Raw genomic sequence first — 20,254 nt, 5'->3', positions numbered from 1 at the left:
ATGGCTATCGAACTCAAAATGCCCGCGCTTTCGCCGACCATGGAAGAAGGCACCCTCGCCAAGTGGCTCAAAGCCGAAGGTGACGAAATCGCCATCGGTGACATCATCGCTGAGATCGAGACCGATAAGGCGACGATGGAATTCGAAGCCGTCGATGACGGCATTCTCGGCAAGATCCTGGTCCCCGAAGGGACCGAGAATGTGAAGGTGGGCACGGTCATCGCCATGCTTGGTGGTGAAGGCGACGACGTCGGAGTCTCCGCGAAGGCGGAGACCTCAGGCAGTAGCGCGCAACCGACTGAGGCCCCCGCCTCCGCGGGGGAGCAGGCTCCTGCGCGGCCGGCTCCAAGCAAGCCCAAGGACGATCCCGAAGTCCCCGCCGGCACCAACATGGCCACTGTCAGCGTCCGCGAGGCGCTGCGCGATGCCATGGCCGAGGAAATGCGCCGCGACGAGCGCGTGTTCGTGATGGGTGAGGAAGTTGCCGAATACCAGGGTGCCTACAAGGTGACCCAGGGGCTGCTCGACGAATTCGGGCCCAAGCGCGTGATCGATACGCCGATCACCGAGTACGGCTTTGCCGGTATCGGTGCGGGGGCGGCCATGGGCGGCCTGCGACCGGTGGTCGAATTCATGACCTTCAACTTTGCCATGCAGGCGATCGACCACATCATCAACTCGGCGGCCAAGACCAATTACATGTCGGGTGGCCAGATGCGCTGCCCCGTGGTGTTCCGCGGCCCCAATGGTGCGGCCAGCCGTGTCGGCGCCCAGCATAGCCAGAACTATGGCCCGTGGTACGCCAGCGTGCCCGGCCTCATCGTGATCGCGCCGTATGACTCGTCGGACGCCAAGGGCCTGCTGAAGGCGGCGATCCGTAGCGATGATCCGGTCGTCTTCCTCGAAAACGAGCTGGTCTATGGCCGCAGCTTCGAATTGCCCGAGCTTGACGGCCACGTGCTGCCGATCGGCAAGGCGCGGATCATGCGCGAAGGTTCGGACGTGACCATCGTCAGCTATTCGATCGCGGTGGGCTGGGCGCTCGAAGCCGCTGAGCAGCTGGCGGAAGAGGGCATCGATGCCGAAGTTATCGACCTCAGAACGCTGCGTCCGCTCGACAAGGAAACGGTGCTCAATTCACTCGCCAAGACCAATCGCCTGATCGTCGCGGAAGAGGGCTGGCCGACCTGCTCGATCGCTTCGGAAATCGCCGCGATCTGCATGGAGGAGGGCTTCGACCATCTCGATGCACCGGTACTGCGGGTGACCGACGAGGATGTGCCGCTGCCCTACGCCGCCAATCTCGAGAAGCTGGCCCTGATCGACACCGCCCGCATCGTCGCGGCGGCGAAGAAGGTCTGCTACAGGGATTGAATGTTTCAGGCCGCTTGTCGGCAGGGGCAGGAAGGTTGCCTTTAGAATCCCATGCCGAAGAAGGCAGGTGAGCCGGTGCTTCCGCCGCCGCTGGTGGTGGAGCTTGGGCCTCCGCTGCTCGAGGCACCACCCGAAGACGAGCCGCCGGTAGTCGAGGCGCCACCTGTCGAAGAGCCGCTGGTCGTCGAGCTGCCAGATGTCGAGCTACTGCCTGAGCTGGTCGTGGTGGAAGTGTCCGGGGCTGCCGAAGCACCAGCAGCGCCGCCTGTGCCCGGCGTCGGCAAACTGCCGCCGGAAAAGCCGTCATAGGTGCCACAGCTGGAGACCGGATCGGGATCGAAGGCGTCGCGCTGGTAGACCTGCGAGAGGTCGCGGTCGGAACGCACATTGAAGGCGGCGTGTCCGACAATACGACGGTCGGAAACGAAAATGTCGCCGAACAGCGGCTGGTAGTCATAGGCGATCTCGACGAACATCACTGCGTCGTCTTCCATGGCCATGACCTTGTTGCCGATCGGCCCCATGCCGGTGAAGGTCGCATCGCCGATACCATCGCCGGTTTGACCGTAGCTTGACGAGACGTTGAGCGACCCCTTGCAGCGCTGCCAGTGGATGTATTGCTGCGCAGGATCGCTGTCGGGATAGACTTCGAGGCTGCTCAGGATCACCCGGCCATGCGTGAACAGGTCGAGTTCGTCGCTTTCCAGATGCGCGCCGTAGAACAGCTCGTTGATGTCGCTTTCGTAGATCTTGCGGCTGGTCAGCGTCGACAGGTCGCCGATGCGTGAGGCATCGTCGGCGATTTCCAGTGCCGTCTGGTTCACCCGCATGTGTGTGACTGTGAGCCAGGTCGTTTCCGCACCATAGAGGCCGGCCGTCATCAGTAACGGCGCGGCGAGCGCAAACTCGGTCATGGCGACGCCGCTGGTGTGGCTGCGCAGACGTGAGACCAGCCGCTTCATGCGCAATTCCCCGTCGCGGGGGCAGGGCGCAGATTGTCATAGGGCTGGTTGCGCACGATGGTGGTGGCCGTGGTGGAATATTCCTCGGGCAGGCCGATCAGTGCCGGGGCAGGGAACAGCCGGTCATAGGACATCGTTACCGAATAGACGACAACGTCGCGCGCACCGCCATTGTCGCCGGCCTTGGCGCGATCGAGATCATAAACGCCGTTGCCGTTGGAATCCTCGAACGGTTCGCCATCATTGCACAGGCCATCGCCGTTGAGATCGTTGAAATCCTCTGGCGTGGCGATTTCGGAGAACGAGGCATAAGACCAGCGATCGAAGCTCAGTGTGGCAGTGGGCAGCACATTGTGGACGCTGTTGGTCACCTGTGTGTCGAGGGCGGTGGTGTTTGAGTTCTCGATGGTCGCATCGCGTGCGGCATCCTGCACTGCCCCGCGCAGCATGGTGCTGGTATAGGCATTGAAGGCCAGGTCGAGCCCGCCCATCATCGCAATCAACAGGACCGGCGAGATCAGGGCGAACTCGACGAAAGTCACGCCATCGCGATTGTCGTAAAGGGAGTGGAGCGCGCGCAACATCAGCTCGAAATCCTCAAGTCACCCATCGACTTGGCGATGGAAACAAAGGCTTCGTTGAGCTGCACGGAATCGCTCGCTTCGAAATAATACCCTTCGCCGGCGCAGTCCTTCATCGCCTGGTTGGCATAGGTGCCGAAAGCGATGATCCACACCGTGATGCTGTTCTTCTTCACTTCTTCGCACGCGAATTTGAAGCGCGCTTCGATGGTCTCGGGCAGTGTCAGGCTCATCGAGCTGTCCCAGCGGCGCTCGTCGAGGGGCTCGAGACCATACGTGGTATAGGCCAGGTCGTAGGGCTCGGTTTGGCCGTCGGTAAGGAAGATCAGGTGGCGCGAAGTCGGCTGGCTGGTCGATACGTCGGCATTCTCCGCCGCGAACAGCCCATTCTGCGAGAGCAAGCGCCCACCCCAGATCATGCCGATATCGTGATAGGTCGCGCTATAGGGCACCAGCGTATCGAGATAGGTGTTGAGCTCGTCCAGCGTTCGCTCGGCCAGCTTCGATGCTGCTGGGGGGCAATCGGAAAACCACCACGAGCCGGTTTGCGCGTAATTGTCGGTTGTGATGACCGCAGGCTTGAAGAACGATCCTGATCCGCCGCTGGAGATTTTGCGGGCATAGATCAGGCTCGGATAGTGTGGACGCCATTGCGTGTCCGGATCACCCGGAGTGGGCACGGTATTGATATCCAGGTCGAGGTTCTGCGACAGGTCGACATTGCTGAAATCAGTGAGCTGGGTGGACTTGCGCTCTTCGATGCAGCCGTCGGTCGCCGTGCGCCAGTCCGACACATCAAAGGTCAACTGGTCGTAGCGGTATTGAGTCTGGTCCAGCGAAGGGACAACAGTGACCTTGTCAAACGTGTTCGTGTAGTCGGTGTAGACCCGCTTCTCGACAATGCACTGATTGCCAACGACCCGGTCGCGATAGCGGATGCCGTTTTCCACGCGCGTACCTGGTTCGGTCGTGACGACAGCAGGTGGGTCAAGCTGTGTTGTAACGACGGGATCGCCGAAGGTATCGACATAGCTATAGGTTTCGGCTGGTTCCGGTTGGTCGCACTCATACCAGCCAGCCTGGTCGGGTGAAGGCGGCGGATTCCACTTGGCGTCATACCGGCTTTCTTCAGCCCAGTCGGTCGCGGAGCCAGAGACGTAGACCCAGTTCTTCCACTCGGTATAGCTGACCGACGGAATTGTGACCCCAGTCTCTTCGCGCGACTGGTAATTCCAGGTGGTCGTGACCCAGTCATCCTGCAACAGCGCGCCAACGTTGACGTTCGAAGCATAGGGAACGAAGCCATAGCGGATGCGGGTGGTGGGTGCCTTGGCGCCTTCCAGCTGGCCATGGAAATTGCGGACCACCGCCTTCACCGAATCCAGCCGCGACATGGTGTCGCCGGGGTTGGTGTGGCGCATCGAGCCGGTGACATCGATCGACATCATGATGTCGAGATTGTTGAAGTTGAGCACGCTGCCGCAGTTGACGGCGATATCCATCTGGTCCTTGCCGAACACCTGCATCACCGCCATCGGCAATTTGAGACTCGCCTGGCCGGTGATCGAATAGTCGGATTCCAGCGTCATCTGGAATGTCCGGTCGTAACTGGCGTAGCTGGTATCCTGGAAGTTGAGGTCGAAGAACTGGTTGCCGACGTCCGCCACCGCAGCAGGCACGTCTCCGGTTACAACGACTTCGGAACCCAGCTTCTTGCGCGCGGCCAGCGTGGCGGCGTCGCAGGCCTGTTGCAGGCGTGTCTGCACGACATAGGCGCGGCCCATGTCGACCCCGCTGCCGACAATGGCGAGCAACGGCAACATCGCCGCTGCCACCAGCGCCAGCGTATTGCCGGACCGGTCGCGGGCAATGCGCGAGAGGAATCCTCGCTCAGTGCAGGGGAAGGATGGCATGCGCATGATCACATCCTGCGCCATAAGCCCGACCGGTAAGCGCATCCTCAACGGGAATGGTTAATTTGTTCATTGGTCGGGAATGGCGAGAAAGGTCAGCGACCCGGAGTGGCAATCTCAAGGACCTGCAATAGTGTGTGAGGGTAAGCAGATGGTTAAGGCTGAGCCAGTCGAATCAACCCATCTCTGATCGCCATGCTTGACTTTGCAGGGGCGCTGCGCGGATGGGGAGGGCCGTGGACCCGACCAACCCCGAACACCTTGCTGCACCATTGCGCTTGGCGCTGGCCTATGCACCTGCGGCTGATCGCCCTGCCTATGCAGCAATCTTTGCGCTGGATACCCGCTTGTCGCGGATCGGGTCGCAAGCGAGCGAGCCGATCATTGCCCAGATGAAGCTGGCCTGGTGGCGTGACCAGTTTGCCAGGAACTTCGACGCGTGGCCGCGTGGCGAACCGTTGCTGCAGGAGCTTGTACGGCTGGGGCTGGAACGCGCGCATTTGTCGGCGTTGGTCGACGGGTGGGAAGCGTTGTTCGCCGCAGAGACAATCGGTCCGCAGACACTGGCGGATTTCGCAACGGGGCGCGCGGCAGGGTGGCTGGCAGTGGCAGGAAAGCTCCATAATGGCTGCGAACAAGAGGAGCTGTTGGCAGCGGGGCGGCTGTGGGCGCTCGCCGATATCGCTGACCGGCTGCCTGGCGATGCGCTTGCGAGCACTTGGGATGTGGAAGGAAGCGATATTGCATCCATCGATCCTGCTGCCTTCAGGTCGTTGCGTCCGCTTGCCGTCCTTGCAGCGCTCGCATTGCGGGCCCACCGACTTGGAAAACCCTTGTTGTCAGGACCGGCCTCGCTCGGGCTTGCCATGCGGGTTGGCATTTTCGGGCGTTAGGTTAGGCTGCACACGAGGACAGCGTTGGAACGAGGGAGCACGCGATGAATCGTGTGGTACTCGGCGCTGTCGGGGCGCTTTTGCTGGTTGGTGTTGGGTTGTTCTGGTGGCAGGGCAGGGCCGTGGTCGAAACCGGGGCACCGCCGCCGTTGCCAATCCCGGTCGAAACACCGGCCGAAGATACCTTGCCGGTCGCCGATGTCACCGACCTGGAAGGGCCCGAACCTCCGGAGGCTACGGAACTGACGCGCGAGCAGCGGCGATTCTTTCTCTATGACCGCAATCGCGACCTGAAGATCACCCGCCGCGAGATGCTCTCTTCGCGCACCAGCAGCTTCCGCAAGCTCGACGTTGACGGCAACAACTTGCTCACATTCGAGGAATGGGCCGTTGCCACCGTCAAACGCTTCGAGGGTGCAGATGCCAATGGTGACCTTGAGCTGACACCTGAGGAATTCGCCACCACCGCCCCCAAGCGCAAGCCCAAGAAACGCTGCAACTGCTAGGCAGGGACGCGTTCCACACCTGCGATCCACTCAGCGAGATCGGCCTTGGCGCGTGCAGTGTAGGCTTCCTTGCGGGCCTTCTTCTTCACCTCGTGCAAGGGCGGGAACAATCCGAAATTGATGTTCATCGGCTGGTAGGTTGCGGCCTCGGCATCGCCGGTAATGTGCGAAAGCAAGGCTCCCAGCGCAGTGGTTGCCGGCGGTGCTTGCCAAGGCTCCCCGCCCAGTTCGGCTGCTACCATCATCCCCGCCATCAGGCCCACCGCCGAACTTTCGACATAGCCTTCGCACCCGGTCACTTGCCCGGCAAAGCGGATATGCCCGGCGTCCTTCAGCCGCAATTGCCGATCCAGCACCATCGGGGAATTGAGGAAAGTGTTGCGATGCAAGCCGCCCAGACGCGCGAACTCGGCATTCTCCAGCCCCGGTATGGTGCGGAACAGGTCGACCTGCGCTGCATATTTCAACTTGGTCTGGAAGCCGACCATGTTCCACAATGTGCCCAGCTTGTTGTCCTGCCGCAGCTGCACGACCGCATAGGGCCAGCGACCCTGAGGGAAGTCTTCGGACGTATCGTAGGGATTATCGAGGCCCACGCCCTTCATCGGGCCATAGCGTAGCGTCTCGACCCCGCGCGCTGCCATGACTTCGATCGGCATGCAGCCATCGAAATACGGGGTGTCCTTCTCCCACTCGCGAAATTCCGTCTTCTCGCCGTCCATCAGCCCCTGGTGGAAGGCGAGATACTGCTCCTTGGTCATTGGGCAGTTGATATAGTCGCCGTCTGCATTCGACGCTTCGGTGCGCTTGTTCCAGCGCGACTGGATCCAGCATTTCGACATGTCGATGCTGTCGTGGTGGACGATCGGAGCAATCGCATCGAAGAAGGCCAGCCGCTCTTGCCCGGTAGCCTTGACAATACTGTCTGCCAGTGCCTGCGCAGTCAGCGGGCCGGTTGCGACGATCGTATGCCCCGATGCCGGCAATGCATCGACCCGTTCGCGCACAATCGTGACATTGGGATGTTCGTCCAGCGTGCGTTGGACCTCGGCCGAGAAAACATCGCGATCAACCGCCATCGCGCTACCGGCCGGAACGCGTGCCTTTTCACCCGCACGCATGATGATACTGTCGAGCGCACGCATTTCGTGGTGGAGCAAGCCGACTGCATTCTTGTCGCTGTCATCGCTACGAAAGCTGTTGGAGCATACCAGTTCGGCCAGGCCATCGGTCTGGTGAGCAGGCGTCATCTCACCTGATCCACGCATTTCCGACAGGCGCACCTTGTAGCCGCGCCGCGCGAGTTGCCACGCCGCTTCACAACCGGCGAGACCGCCTCCGATAATATTGACATCGCTCATGGCGGCTCCTTAACCGCTTGCAGCGGCTGGGCCAAACCCCATCGACGTGAGAGAGCCATGGATAATCCGAAATTGGCCGAGGCCTATGCCGCGCGGCAGGGAGGGCAGCCCCAGCGGACGGTCGATATCTGCCGCGCCGTGCTGGCGGATGAACCGGACAACCGCGAAGCGCGGAGCCTGCTCGCGGTCTGCTTCGTCGAAGCCGGGCATATCGACCGCGCCGGTCCGCTGATCGAGGAGACGGTGCGGGCCGAGCCCGGAAACTGGCGGCTGCAGCTCAACCTGTCTGTACTGCGCGAAGCCCAGGGCCGAATGGATGACGCAATGGAAGCGGCGCGTTCCGCAACAGAGCGTGGCAGCGACCGCTTCGAGAGTTGGGGCAGGTTGGGGGACCTTGCCGGGCGAGCGGGCGATTTTGAAACTGCTGCCGAGGCGCTTTCGCGGGCGCTGGCTCTGAAACCCGATCATGTCGGTGTCGCACGATTGCTTGCCGCAGCGGCCTATGAAGCGGGGAAGTACGACACCGCTTCGACGGCATTGGACATGCTCGAAGGAACTGCGCCAGAAACGACCGAAACACTTCGTCTCCGCATGCATGTTGCGCGTCGGCTGGGCGACAATGCTGCGTTTATCGAGCGGGCAAAGGTCTGGCTTGCAGCAGAGCCGCAGTCGGAAGAAGCCCGGGCATCGCTGGCCCACGGACTGGCACAACAGGATGATTTTCACACCGCAGTGGAGGTCTATCGCCCGCTGGTAGAGGGCAATTCCGACAATGCCGATCACGCAGCGACCCTGGCGCAATACCTATTGTGGTCACGCGACTTCGATGCTGCGGGAGCGCTCTATGAGCGGGCCTTGTCGATCGATCCACGGCATTCGACTGCCGCTTCCGGACTGGCCCGGCTGAACGTGTACCGCGGCAATCTGGCTGAGGCGGCGTCGTTTGCACGAAAGGCAATCGAAGCCAACCCGGCCAATGTCGACGGCTATTCCCAGCTCGCACTGGCAACGGACATGCAGCTGACAGACAGCGAGCTCGCCGGGCTGAGGTCCCTTGAAGGTGAGGCCAGTGCTGATTCCTCACATCGTGCCATTGCGCTCTTCACGCTCGGCGATGTCCTGCACAAACGCCGGGAGCACGACAGTGCATTTGCGGCATGGGAAAATGCCAATGCGCTCAAGCATGCCGAAGCCGGGAAGTCTGATAGCTGGCGCTACGATGCAGCCGATTCCGAAGCCCGCTTCCAGCGCATCGCAGCCCTCGACGCGAGCATGGATGCACCGGCAGCAAGTGCAGGTCACGAAAACCCTACGCCTTTATTCATCGTCGGAATGCCGCGATCGGGCACAACGCTGCTCGAAACTGCGCTTGCTGCGCATTCACAGGTGGCATCCGGCGGCGAGCTTCCGGTCATGCCGATCCTGCTGGATCGTTTCATGGCCTGGGCAGACGCGTCCAACTGGCAGGGGGGACCGATTCCGTCGCCGATGCTTGAGGAAATGCGCCATGCCTACCTGCAGCAGTATACGCGATACGGCATCCCCGCCGCGCGCTACGTCACTGACAAGCAGCCGGCCAATGTGCTTGGCGTGGGGTTGATCCGGCGGCTCTTTCCCGACTCGCCGATCATCCATATTGCCCGCGACCCGGTCGAGAACGGTTTGTCCATCTTTCGCAACAACTTCACCAAGTCGTGGCGCTATTCCACCGCGATGGAAGATATCGGGCACTATTACGGCCAGTATGTGCGTTTGATGGAACATTGGCGGTCGGCGTTTGGTGCGAGCATGGCGGAAGTGCGGCTGGAGGCACTGGCAGAGGACTTTGAGAACGAATTACGGCACCTGCTCGAGTTTGCAGGGTTGCCATGGGAGGAGGCCGTGCTGCGCTATTTCGAGCGCGATTCAACGGTGACAACGCTGAGCTCGGCGCAGGTCCGCAAGGCACCATCGACATCGATGGTGAGCTCCAGCGCACCCTATCAGAATCAGCTGCAACCGCTCAGGGATGCATTGACGAAAGCAGGAGTACCGACCTGATGCCCAAACGTGCCCTGATTGAACACCGTCCGTGGTTGCTGGCGAGCGTTATTGCAGCGCTTGCCTTCTACTTCCTCCGCGACAATCCGATTGGAGGGATCCAGCTGATGTTGCTGAAGGGTGCGGGGGTGGCGTTGCTCGCAGTCTATGCCCTGCGACGTGGCAGCGGGTCCGACGATCGCTTGTTGGCGACCTATCTCGCGTTTGGCGCATTGGGAGACATGCTGATCGAGATCGAGACGCTTTACGGCGGGGCAGCTTTCTTTGCCGGTCATATTGCCGCCATCGCGATGTTCCTGCGCAACCCGCGAGCTGAACCCACGGGAAGCCAAAAGGGCGCAGGCGTAGCCTTGCTGTTGCTCACCCCGGTACTGTGCTGGCTCTTATCAGGAAGCCTGCAGGTCGGCCTCTATGGCGTGGCGCTGGGCGGTATGGCCGCAGCTGCGTGGTTGAGCCGGTTCCCGCGCTATCGGGTCGGGACAGGGGCCGTGCTGTTCGTCATTTCGGACTTGCTGATCTTCAGCGAAATGGGGCCTGTCGACCTGTCACCGATACCCGGCTTGCTGATATGGCCATTGTACTATCTCGGCCAGTTCATGATCGCGACGGGAGTGGTGCAGACGCTGCTGGCTGACAGGCTCGAAAGCGCTTGGCAGCACTAGGCCGCAGCAGCGATGGTCGTACGGTGAAGTTCGCGGCGGTGACCTTCATAGCCGCCGGTCGCCTTGTGCAGCACGCTGCGGTTGTCCCACAGCACCAGCATTCCCGGTTCCCACCGGTGGCGATAGACGAACTCATCGCGAACCTGCCATTGTGCCAGCTCTGACAGCAGGGCGATGGCCTCGGCCTGCGCCATGCCTTCGATGCCGATGATGTAGCCTAGCGTCGAGAAGATCGCTTCTTCGCCAGTCTCCGGATGGGGCTGGATCAGGGGATGAACCTCGGTCTTGTTGGCGCTCTCATCGGGGCGAATGGCCATCGAACGGTCGGTCGCCTGGTCCTTCTCGCCATAGGTGCCATCGGGCGCATAGGCGAGCTTGGCGCTGTGAATGGCGGTGAGTGTACGCAGGTACGCCTTCCGCTCGTCAGGCAGGGCTGCAAAGGCAGCGATCTGGTTGGCGAACAGCGTGTCACCGCCGGTCGGTGGGATATCGATCGCCATCAGGCAGGTCCCGGCGGGAGGGCGCGGCAGGAAGCTCCAGTCGCTATGCCAGTTTTCGGCAAACAGCGGCGCGTTCTCGTCCGCTTCGCGCAGGATGGCGGCGATATTCTTGCGGCCCGGGATCGGGTCGAAGAACGGATCCTCGCCGAACCCGCCCATCGCCAAGGTGAAGCGCTCCAGCGCATCATCATCCATCGACTGCTCGGCAAAGGCGAGCACCCGGTGTTTGAGCCAAGCGGTTCGGATTTCCGCGACGAGCGTGTCATCGAGCGGCGCGGACAGGTCGACGCCCCTGACCGTGGCGCCGCAGGACTGTCCGCTGGGCTCAATGTTCAGGTTCATTCAGGTGGATCCTCGCCCTCGTTGCTGTCTCTGTCCATGGTTGTCGGCGGCGTGGTCTGTTGTGCTTCGCGGTCGGCCATCTCTTCGGCAATGGCTTCTTCGGCTTCGTTCTCCGGTTCGTCGGTCTCGTCGATCAGCGCTGCGCCGACAATGGTTTCGCCTTTGGCGACGTCGAAGATCTTGAGGCCGGAAGAACCGCGGCCATAGACCGAGAAGCCCTTGTGTTCCTCGAACCCGCCGGGGACCAGGTGCCGGAACTGGATCGGCATGCGGATCAGCTTGGCCTGATCGGTCACCAGCATGAGCTGCGAGCCGTGCCTGACCGGGAAGCTGGCAACCACTGGGCCATTGCGCTCGGGATTGCTGTCGGGCGTGCCGATATTGGTCAGGCCCTGTCCGCCGCGACCGATGGTGCGATACTCATAGGCCGACGAAATCTTGCCATAGCCGTTAGCCGTCAGCGTGAGGATGAACTCCTCGTCCCCTTCCATCTGCTCGACCTTGTCGACAGGCAGGCTGTGCTCGGTCTCGTTGTTCTTCCACACCGCCGCGCGCAGGTACGCCTCGCGCGTTTCCATGTCTTCCGACAAGGCATTGAGGACGGCCATGGAAACGACCTTGGCGTCGTCCTTCAGCGTCATCCCGCGAACGCCGATGCCTGTGCGGCTCTTGGTTTCGCGCGCATCGGTGGCGGAGAAACGGATGGCCTTGCCAGCGTCGGAAGCGAGGAAGATCTCCTGCTCCTCGGTCAGCAATTCCACCCCGATGAGGCGGTCGCCCGATCCCTCGACAAAGCCCATGGCATACTTGCCTGCCGTCGGAACATTGGTGAAGGCATCCATCGAATTGCGCCGCACCATGCCCTGTTCAGTAGCGAAGACGATGTTGAGCGAACCCCATTCGTTTTCGTCTTCAGGCAGCGGCAGGACATTGGTTACGCGTTCGTCGTCACCCAGCGGCAGCAGGTTGACCATCGGGCGGCCCTTGGTCTGTGGCCCGCCTTCAGGCAGCTTCCAGACCTTCATCCGATAGACCCGGCCGGTATTGGTGAAGAACAGCACCGGGTTGTGCGTGCTGGTGACGAAAAGCTCGACAACGGCGTCTTCGTCCTTGGTCGCCATCCCGCTGCGACCCTTGCCGCCACGCGCCTGGGCCCGGAAGGTAGTGAGGGGCGTGCGTTTGATATAGCCGCCGTGGGTGACGGTAACCACCATGTCCTCACGCTCGATCAGGTCTTCGTCCTCGAGCCCGTCCCAGGCCGGGGCGATCTCGGAAACGCGCGGGGTAGCGTACTGGTCCTTGATCTCGACCAGCTCTTCGCGCAGCACGCCGTAGAGCTTTACCCGGTCGGCGAGGATCGAAAGATAATATTCGATCCGCTCGGCCAGTTCCTTCAACTCGTCGCCGATCTCGTCGCGGCCCAGCGCGGTGAGGCGATGCAGGCGCAGGTCGAGGATAGCTTTCACCTGGCGTTCGCTCAGGCGGTAAGTGCCGCTTTCTTCGTCCGTCGACGGGTCGATCGCTTCGACCAGCCTGATATATTGCGCGATCTCGCCGATCGGCCATTCCTTGGCCAGCAGCTTCTGGCGGGCGATCTGTGGGTTTGACGAGCCGCGGATCATCGCTACGACTTCGTCGAGGTTGGAAACCGCTACTACCAGGCCGAGCAAGATATGCGCCCGTTCGCGCACCTTGTTGAGCTCGAACTTGGTGCGGCGGGTAATGACCTCTTCACGGAAGGTGATGAAGGCCTGGATAATGTCGCGCAGCGCCAGCGTTTCCGGACGGCCGCCCTTGATCGCCAGCATGTTCGCCGGGAAGCTCGCCTGTGCCGGGGTGTAGCGCCAGATCTGGTTGAGCACGACCTCGGGCGAAGCATCGCGCTTGAGGTCGACGACCACCCGCACGCCTTCGCGCGAGCTTTCGTCGCGGATATCGGAAATGCCTTCGATGCGCTTTTCCTTGGCCGCGTCTGCGATCTTCTCGACCAGGCCCGACTTGCCGACCTGGTAGGGGATCGAAGTGAAGACGATCGACCGTCGGTCGCCACGCTTTTCCTCGATCTCATGCCGCGCTCGCATCAGGATCGAACCACGCCCCGTGGTATAAGCCGAGCGGGCACCCGATTGGCCGAGAATCAGCGGAGCTGTCGGGAAGTCCGGCCCCGGGATGTACTGCATCAGCTCTTCGCTGGTGATTGCCGGGTTCTCGATGAAGGCGAGGCAGCCGTCGATCACTTCGCCGAGGTTGTGCGGCGGGACATTGGTGGCCATGCCGACCGCGATCCCGCCCGCACCGTTAACCAGCAGGTTGGGGAAGCGGGCAGGGAGGACCGAGGGTTCCTGCACGCGGCCGTCGTAGTTGTCGACGAAATCGACGGTGTCCTTGTCGAGATCATCGAGCAGCGTGTTGGCAACCCGGGCCAGCCGCGCTTCGGTATAGCGCATCGAGGCCGGCGGATCGGGGTCCATTGAGCCGAAGTTGCCTTGACCATCGATCAGCGGAACCCGGAGCGACCAGTCCTGCGTCATGCGGGCCAGCGCATCGTAGATCGCGCTGTCGCCGTGCGGGTGATAGTCACCCATCACGTCGCCCACGATCTTGGCGCTCTTCACATAGGGCCGCCCGGCGACGAAATTGCCTTGCTTGCTGGCAAACAGGATGCGGCGATGGACCGGCTTGAGACCGTCGCGTACGTCGGGAAGCGCTCGGCTCACGATCACGCTCATCGCGTAATCGAGGTAGCTGGTCTTCATTTCATCGACGATGTCGATGCGTTCGTAATCGCCCATCGGGGACGGTTCGGTGCCTTCCGGCGGTGGAATGTCGCTATCGTCGCTCAAAACGTGTTCAATCCGCTCATGATTGCGGGCAAAATTGCTGCGCAGGAGACTAGGGGAAGGAGCAGCAACAGGCCACTCGCACAGCGCCTATATGGGGTGATGTTGCGTTGTTTTCCACATTTACCTAGAGGAGGCCGCCGTGAACCCTGACAGCATCATTCAATCCTCATTCAGCGCGGATTCCCTAGATTACGGGACATACAGCGGATCAACTCGCTTGCCCGCGCGTAGAGGTATTGGGCAACCGCTGCCATCACACAGTTTTTGAACCTATAAGAAACGGGAGAAACGCACATGCGTCTCATCAATCGCAACCCCGCCCGTCCGGGCTCCTCGATCGCTCTGGCTCTGGCCCTCGTCGCCGGCACCGTAGTCGGCGCTGCCGCGCTGGAAACCCCGGCCTACGCAGCGAAGAAGAAGGCGAAGGCCGGCAAGGCTGACTATTCCAAGGAATTCATTGCCGCTTATTCACCCGTCGATGCGATGGCCAAGGCGGAAGCCCCTGATTGGGCTTCGATCAAGGCTGCGCTGCCCGGTGTCGAAGCTGCGGTCAGCACCGACGACGACAAGATGGCGGCAGGCAACCTGTTCTATGTTGTCGGACGCGATTCGGATGACATGGCGATCCAGCGCAAGGGCGTTGCCATGATGCTCGAAAGCGGCAAGGTGCCGGCAGAAAACACTGCTGCCTACACCTTCCTCGCCGGTCAGCTCGCCTACCAGGACGAAGACTGGGCCGCGGCACGCGACTGGATCAAGAAGGCGATCGCTGCCGGCTATACCGACAATGAGCCCGAAGCGATCATCGCCGAAGCCTACTTCAACGAAGACATGTATGGCGACGGTCTGTCTTACCTCAAGGGTGTGATCGACGCGCGTGATGCAGCCGGAACCGAAATTCCCGCTGCATGGCTGCGCCGTGGCCTGACGGTGGCGTACCAGAACGACCTCAACGCGCAGGCGAAGATGTTCTCGCGCATGTACGCTGCCAAGTATCCTTCGGCTGAAAGCTGGGGCGATGCGATTGCCATCCTGCGCAATACGTCGGACCTCGATGGTCAGGTCACGCTGGACGCGCTGCGCCTGGCACGCCTCACCAACGGCATGCGCCAGGAACGCGATTATGTCGACTATGTCGAAGCTGCCGACTTCCGCCGTTTGCCCGGCGAAGTGAAGGCCATCATCGACGAAGGTATCGAAAAGGGTCTGCTGCGGCCTGATGATGTCTACGTTGCCGAAGCCCTAAGCGGTGCGAAGGATCGTATTGCAACCGACCAGAGCGACTTGCCGGAACTGGAAGATGACGCCCGCAACGGCGATTCGCTGACCACCGTCATGGCTGCCGGCGATGCTTTCCTGAGCTATTCGATGAACCCGCGGGCGGAGGAATTCTACGCCAAGGCGCTGACTCTGCCGGGTGTCGACCGCGATCGTACGCTGACCCGTCTGGGCATTGCCCAGGTGCGCCAGGGCAAGGCCGCCGAAGCGGTTGAGAATTTCAACGCGGCGTCGGGTGCCTACGCCGACGTTTCGGCTCTCTGGGCGGCTTATGCCAAGCAGCTTGCCGACGCCATTGCACGAGCTTCGGCTGCGGCACCAGCGGCTCAGTAAACCCTAGCCGAGCAAATACGAACGGCGCGGACCCCCGGTGGGTTCGCGCCGTTTCTTTTTGGCAGTGTCCGGTTACCGCAAACGCTTGACGTAGAGCTGGCCATCGTCGCCGCGCTTCATTTCGAACCGGTCGAGCGAACGGACCAGTTCTGACAGGCGCTTGAACCCGTAGTTGCGCACATCGAAGCTGGACCGGTTCCCGGCGATCTGCCCGACTTCTTGCAGGCGTGCAAATCCCTCATCGTCTCGCTTCGCCGCTTTCCACGCGGTTCCAAGCAGGTCGACCAGCTCATCATCGACAGTACCCTTGGCAGCCGGCTGCTTGCTGTCCTTGCGATTATCGCTTTCATCCTCAGCACCCTTGATCAGTGCATCGATATCGATGAACCGGGTACAGGCAGACTTGAATGCCCCCGGGGTCTTGCTGGTGCTGCCGAACCCGTAAACGACCAGCCCGTCCTGGCGCAGTCGGGTGACAAGGGGGGTAAAGTCGCTGTCGGAGCTCATGATCCCGAAACCATCGACCTTGCCCTGGTAAAGCAGGTCGATCGCATCGATCGTCATCGCCATGTCTGTCGCGTTCTTGCCAGCCGTAAGGTCGAACTGCTGTTGCGGGCGAATGCCGTATTTGTGGGTGATCTTGTCCCAGTTTTGCAGGTTGTTCTTGGCGAAGTTGCCATAGGCCCGCTTGATGTTGACCTGGCCCAGTTCGGCCATGACGGTCAGCACCGGGTCAATCCCCTTGGGCGTGGTGTTGTCCGCGTCGATGAGAAGGGCGATATTCTTGAGTGGAGTGTCAGACATGGAGGCCACATGGGCGCGCGGCAAGCGGAGCGCAAGGCGCTTGTCGCGCTAGTCGGCGGGTCGGAAGTCGCCTGTTGTCTCATCCAGCAGATAGAGAATTCCGTCGGAGATGGCGAAATGTGCCCCTCGCAAGGTCAGCGTTCCAGCCGCTTCTTTCTGCTGGACACAAGGGAAGGTGCGCAGGTTTTCGAGGCTGACCTTGATTGCTGCCAACTCCATAGCCCGTTCAGCATCGCGACCTTCAGTGCCGAGTTCGGCGGCAATTGGCTCGCGCACATCATCGAGCATATCGATCCAGTGCGCGACGAAACCGCCTTCGCCAAGTTCGTTACCGTGGAGGTCCTGCGTCAGTGCAGCCTGACAACCGCCGCACATGCCATGGCCCATGACAACAACTTCGCGCACCTTGAGGAACTGCACTGCAAATTCCAGTGCGGCGGAAACGCCGTGGCGGCCCGGAGACGTCTCAAAGGGAGGGACTAACGCCGCGACATTGCGGACAACGAAGATTTCACCTGGTGCCACCCCCAGAATCTGAGCCGGATCGACGCGGCTGTCGGAGCAGGAAATGACCATCACCTGGGGCGACTGGCCCTGCGCCAGCTTCTCCCAGCGTTCCCGCTGAACTTTCCAGTCGCCAGACCGGAATTCTCGATAGCCGTCGAGCATCTCTTCGAATGATTTCATGCCTGCGCTGCTGCCGCGAAACTTTCCGCAAGGCAAGAGGGATTGCGCATCGCTATGCACGGTTGCCGTGACGAAGGGAGGGCACTAGATGGGCCACCATGAACGACCTTTCCTCCGCACCCGAGCCGAACGAAGAGCGTCCCGCACGTCAGCGCAAGCCGGACTGGATTCGCGTAAAGGCACCGGTGAGCAAGGGCTATCACGAGACGCGCAAGCTGATGCGTGATCTCAAGCTCAACACCGTATGCGAGGAAGCGGCGTGCCCCAATATCGGTGAGTGCTGGGAGAAAAAACACGCCACCGTCATGATCCTTGGCGACGTGTGCACCCGCGCCTGCGCCTTTTGCAACGTAAAGACCGGCATGCCGCGTATCGTCGATCCGATGGAACCGGAAAACGTCGCTATTGCGGCGGGCAAGATGGGGCTGGAGCACATTGTCATCACCAGCGTCGACCGCGATGATTTGCCCGACGGCGGGGCCGGTCAATTCGTCAAGGTGATCAAGGCCCTGCGTCGCGAGACGCCGAACACCACCATCGAGATCCTGACGCCGGACTTCCGGGGCAAGATGCGGCCGGCAGTCGAAGCGATCTGTGAGGCAGGTCCGGATGTCTACAACCACAATCTCGAAACCGTTCCGCGGCTATATCCTACCATCCGCCCGGGCGCACGCTACTACGCCTCGCTTCGTTTGCTGGAAGAAGTGAAAGCCCATGATCCGCTGATCTTTACCAAGTCCGGCATCATGCTGGGGCTGGGCGAGCAACGGCTCGAAGTTCACCAGGTGATGGACGACATGCGCAGCGCGGATGTCGATTTCATCACCATGGGCCAATATCTCCAGCCCACACCCAAGCACGCCAAGGTCGAGGATTTCGTCACACCGAAGGCATTCAACGCCTATGGTGCGATTGCCCGCGCCAAGGGCTTCTTGCAGGTCGCCTCAAGCCCGTTGACCCGTTCGAGCTACCATGCAGGCGACGATTTCGCCGAGATGCGGACTGCCCGCGAAGCCAGGCTCGCGAAGGAGCGGGAAAGGTCGGGGGGCTGATGCCCGGCATCCGCGAAACGCGGCATCTGCCATATACGCCTGAACAGATGTACGATCTGGTGGCCGACGTCGGCCGCTATGCGGAATTCCTGCCCTGGGTTGTGGCGACCCGGGTTCGGAGCGACAGCGATACGGAAATGATCGCCGACATGGTGGTCGGCTTCAAGAACCTGCGCGAGAAATTTACCTCGCGGGTCGAGAAGCAGCGGCCGGATTTCATCCGGGTCCACTATGTCGACGGGCCGTTACGCGATCTCGACAACCAATGGCAGTTTGCCCCGTACGGCGAACAAGGCTGTGCAGTCGATTTTGCAGTCGATTTCACTTTCAAGAGCCGCGTTTTCGAGACCATTGCCGGGCAATATTTCGACCGTGCCTTTCGCCGCATGGTCGAAGCCTTCGAAGCGCGCGCAGACAGGCTTTATGGCAGCAGCAATTCCAACGCGCAAAGCGTCGCCTGACGTCGGATTTCGCCGCGCCCCAAGTCGCCGAAGCTCTTGAGTTCGCCTTCCGGCTCGCCGTCCTCGCCGCGGGTCACCCGGGCGAATACCACCGTTCCCACGGGCTTCTGGGGCGTTCCTCCGCCAGGACCGGCGACGCCGCTGATGGCAACGGCAACATCGGCCCGGCTGTTCTTGAGAGCGCCCTGCGCCATGGCCCACACACAGGCGATGGAAACAGCCCCGAAAGTTTCGATAATGTCGCTGGAGACGTCGAGCATCTCCATCTTTGCTTCGTTGGAATAGGTCACGAATCCGCGATCCAGCACGGCCGAAGAACCGGGTATCTCGGTAATCGATCCGGCAACCAGCCCACCGGTGCAGCTTTCCGCCAGGGCAATTGTGCGTCCGGCTGCGGTGTTCGCTTCCACGACCTTGCGGGCGAGGTCCTGGATGTCTGCGGGGAGGAGGGTATCAGTGGTCATTGCCCGGCTTCTACGTATCCGCCAGTACCGTAGCAACCGCTTGTGCCGCGATACCTTCGCCGCGTCCGGTGAAGCCCAGTCGCTCGGTCGTGGTTGCTTTCACGCTGATCGCAGTCACAGGTGTCCCCAGCAAAGCGGCAATCCGTTCGCGCATGGCTTCGCGATGCGGCCCGATCTTGGGCGCTTCACAGATAATCGTCAGGTCGACATTACCCACGCGGTAGCCCGCTTCGGTAACCAGCTTCGCGGCGTGTTCGACGAAAGCGGAGGACGCCGCGCCTTTCCATTGCGGATCGCTGGGCGGGAAATGGCTGCCGATGTCGCCATTGGCAATCGCGCCAAGCAGTGCATCGACAATGGCATGCAGCGCAACGTCAGCATCACTGTGGCCTGCCAGGCCAAGATCGTGCTCGATCCGCAGGCCGCCAAGCCAGAGTTCTTCCCCCTCGGTCAGCCGGTGCACATCGAAGCCCATGCCGACGCGGACCGGAAGCAGATCAGTCATTGAAGTCTTCTGCAAAGGTCAGTTTTCGCAGCGACTCGGCCCCTTCGACCAGGGCAACTGTTTCGCCTCTCGCGGCCAGCACCTGCGCATCGTCGCCAGCAGTGGGATCACCTTGCCATGCGCGGTGAGCAGAATGAATGGATTCAAATCGAAACGCCTGTGGCGTCTGGACCCGGCGCAATGTCTCACGGTCTGCCGATCCTGCCATGACGCCGTCGGCGTCGACCGCAAGGCTGTCGACGACGGGCAAGGTCGGGATGGCCCCTGCATGATCTGCCAGCGAATGCAGCAAGCGCTCGATCACGTCCTGTGGCAAGCCGGGCCGGGCCGCATCGTGAATGAGCACCCGTTCCGGAGCGTCTTCGCTCAGCGAATTGAGCGCTTTCGCGACCGATTCCTGCCGCGTCGCACCGCCTGTGACGAACCGGACGCTGTCAAACCCGGTCAGCGCCATCATGGCCTGGATTTCCGCCCCGGCCGGGATCGCGACGACAATCGGATCGGCTCCAGCCGCTGCCAGCGCTTCCACCGAATGACGCACCACCGGCTTGCCCTGCCAGTCGGCGAATTGCTTCGGGACCTTCTGTCCGGCACGCGCGCCTTTGCCAGCGGCGACAACAATTGCTGCGAAGGACGGGAGTGGATCATGTCTGCTCATTGAACATTCCCGCTAACGCCTTGCGCGCATCGCTG

At 61.5% G+C, this 20,254-nt stretch carries 17 protein-coding genes and 1 pseudogene; 8 read left to right on the top strand and 10 right to left on the bottom strand.

The features are described from left to right. Positions 1 to 1,374: a pyruvate dehydrogenase complex E1 component subunit beta gene (locus QPW08_RS09385; RefSeq protein WP_284125553.1), complete on the top strand. Its 1,374-nt coding sequence runs from the start codon at positions 1 to 3 to the stop codon at positions 1,372 to 1,374. Between the two features lie 41 nt (positions 1,375 to 1,415). On the opposite strand, the gene QPW08_RS09380 is transcribed toward QPW08_RS09385, so the two are convergent. The 3 genes from QPW08_RS09380 to QPW08_RS09370 are packed head-to-tail and all read right to left on the bottom strand — an operon-like array spanning position 1,416 to position 4,836. Then, positions 1,416 to 2,336 carry a TadE/TadG family type IV pilus assembly protein gene (locus QPW08_RS09380; protein WP_284125552.1) on the bottom strand — a complete coding sequence of 307 codons (921 nt, stop codon included), beginning with the start codon at positions 2,334 to 2,336 and terminating at the stop codon, positions 1,416 to 1,418. Then, on the bottom strand, positions 2,333 to 2,920 hold the full coding sequence (locus QPW08_RS09375) for a TadE/TadG family type IV pilus assembly protein (protein WP_284125551.1): 588 nt from the start codon (positions 2,918 to 2,920) through the stop codon (positions 2,333 to 2,335). The genes QPW08_RS09380 and QPW08_RS09375 overlap by 4 nt, the downstream gene beginning before the upstream one ends. Then, positions 2,920 to 4,836, bottom strand: coding sequence for a Tad domain-containing protein (locus QPW08_RS09370; protein WP_284125550.1), 1,917 nt, complete (start codon positions 4,834 to 4,836; stop codon positions 2,920 to 2,922). Before QPW08_RS09370 ends, QPW08_RS09375 begins: the two co-directional genes overlap by 1 nt. A 230-nt stretch (positions 4,837 to 5,066) precedes the next feature. Between QPW08_RS09370 and QPW08_RS09365 the strand changes: the two genes are divergently transcribed. Together QPW08_RS09365 and QPW08_RS09360 are read left to right on the top strand one after the other, a co-directional pair. Next, entirely contained in the window at positions 5,067 to 5,723 is a 657-nt protein-coding gene (locus QPW08_RS09365) for a squalene/phytoene synthase family protein (protein WP_284125549.1), read from the top strand. Between the two features lie 44 nt (positions 5,724 to 5,767). Next, the gene (locus QPW08_RS09360; RefSeq protein ID WP_284125548.1) at positions 5,768 to 6,229 is read left to right on the top strand and encodes an EF-hand domain-containing protein; all 462 of its coding nucleotides are present in this window, start codon (positions 5,768 to 5,770) and stop codon (positions 6,227 to 6,229) included. Here QPW08_RS09360 and trmFO read toward each other — a convergent pair. Then, positions 6,226 to 7,590 carry a methylenetetrahydrofolate--tRNA-(uracil(54)-C(5))-methyltransferase (FADH(2)-oxidizing) TrmFO gene (trmFO, locus tag QPW08_RS09355; protein ID WP_284125547.1) on the bottom strand — a complete coding sequence of 455 codons (1,365 nt, stop codon included), beginning with the start codon at positions 7,588 to 7,590 and terminating at the stop codon, positions 6,226 to 6,228. The genes QPW08_RS09360 and trmFO overlap by 4 nt on opposite strands. Before the next feature lie 57 nt (positions 7,591 to 7,647). On the opposite strand from trmFO, the gene QPW08_RS09350 reads away from it, so the two are divergent. Both QPW08_RS09350 and QPW08_RS09345 read left to right on the top strand, forming a co-directional pair. Continuing rightward, positions 7,648 to 9,630: a tetratricopeptide repeat-containing sulfotransferase family protein gene (locus QPW08_RS09350; RefSeq protein ID WP_284125546.1), complete on the top strand. Its 1,983-nt coding sequence runs from the start codon at positions 7,648 to 7,650 to the stop codon at positions 9,628 to 9,630. Further along, positions 9,630 to 10,292, top strand: a complete 663-nt coding sequence (locus QPW08_RS09345) for a lysoplasmalogenase (protein WP_284125545.1) — start codon at positions 9,630 to 9,632, stop codon at positions 10,290 to 10,292. Before QPW08_RS09350 ends, QPW08_RS09345 begins: the two co-directional genes overlap by 1 nt. Here QPW08_RS09345 and QPW08_RS09340 read toward each other — a convergent pair. Then, the gene (locus tag QPW08_RS09340) at positions 10,289 to 11,134 is read right to left on the bottom strand and encodes a TauD/TfdA dioxygenase family protein (RefSeq protein ID WP_284125544.1); all 846 of its coding nucleotides are present in this window, start codon (positions 11,132 to 11,134) and stop codon (positions 10,289 to 10,291) included. The genes QPW08_RS09345 and QPW08_RS09340 overlap by 4 nt on opposite strands. Further along, on the bottom strand, positions 11,131 to 13,977 hold the full coding sequence (gene gyrA / locus QPW08_RS09335; RefSeq protein WP_407674555.1) for a DNA gyrase subunit A: 2,847 nt from the start codon (positions 13,975 to 13,977) through the stop codon (positions 11,131 to 11,133). Before gyrA ends, QPW08_RS09340 begins: the two co-directional genes overlap by 4 nt. Positions 13,978 to 14,271: 294 nt before the next feature. Here gyrA and QPW08_RS09330 point away from each other — a divergent pair, with 294 nt between their 5' ends. Next, positions 14,272 to 15,588 carry a hypothetical protein gene (locus QPW08_RS09330; protein WP_284125543.1) on the top strand — a complete coding sequence of 439 codons (1,317 nt, stop codon included), beginning with the start codon at positions 14,272 to 14,274 and terminating at the stop codon, positions 15,586 to 15,588. A gap of 72 nt (positions 15,589 to 15,660) precedes the next feature. Here the strand turns inward: QPW08_RS09330 and QPW08_RS09325 are convergent, their stop codons facing one another. Beyond that, positions 15,661 to 16,392 carry an NYN domain-containing protein gene (locus tag QPW08_RS09325; RefSeq protein WP_284125542.1) on the bottom strand — a complete coding sequence of 244 codons (732 nt, stop codon included), beginning with the start codon at positions 16,390 to 16,392 and terminating at the stop codon, positions 15,661 to 15,663. 48 nt (positions 16,393 to 16,440) lie between these two features. Continuing rightward, positions 16,441 to 17,079, bottom strand: a complete 639-nt coding sequence (locus QPW08_RS09320) for a carbonic anhydrase (protein ID WP_284125541.1) — start codon at positions 17,077 to 17,079, stop codon at positions 16,441 to 16,443. A 98-nt stretch (positions 17,080 to 17,177) separates the two neighbouring features. On the opposite strand from QPW08_RS09320, the gene lipA reads away from it, so the two are divergent. After that, positions 17,178 to 18,131 (top strand): lipoyl synthase, encoded by a 954-nt coding sequence (lipA, locus tag QPW08_RS09315; RefSeq protein ID WP_284125540.1) that lies wholly within the window; start codon positions 17,178 to 17,180, stop codon positions 18,129 to 18,131. Beyond that, positions 18,131 to 18,592, top strand: a complete 462-nt coding sequence (locus QPW08_RS09310; RefSeq protein ID WP_284125539.1) for a type II toxin-antitoxin system RatA family toxin — start codon at positions 18,131 to 18,133, stop codon at positions 18,590 to 18,592. Before lipA ends, QPW08_RS09310 begins: the two co-directional genes overlap by 1 nt. Here QPW08_RS09310 and QPW08_RS09305 read toward each other — a convergent pair. Continuing rightward, on the bottom strand, positions 18,553 to 19,056 hold the full coding sequence (locus tag QPW08_RS09305; RefSeq protein WP_284125538.1) for a CinA family protein: 504 nt from the start codon (positions 19,054 to 19,056) through the stop codon (positions 18,553 to 18,555). The genes QPW08_RS09310 and QPW08_RS09305 overlap by 40 nt on opposite strands. A 10-nt stretch (positions 19,057 to 19,066) precedes the next feature. Then, positions 19,067 to 20,219 (bottom strand): annotated as a pseudogene (locus tag QPW08_RS09300) (bifunctional 2-C-methyl-D-erythritol 4-phosphate cytidylyltransferase/2-C-methyl-D-erythritol 2,4-cyclodiphosphate synthase). Positions 20,220 to 20,254 lie beyond the last annotated feature (35 nt).

Source organism: Parerythrobacter aestuarii (assembly GCF_030140925.1).
GTDB classification, from domain to species: domain Bacteria; phylum Pseudomonadota; class Alphaproteobacteria; order Sphingomonadales; family Sphingomonadaceae; genus Parerythrobacter; species Parerythrobacter aestuarii.
The sequence above is the reverse complement of the archived record's forward strand: the minus strand, read 5'-3'. Positions and strand labels throughout refer to the sequence as shown.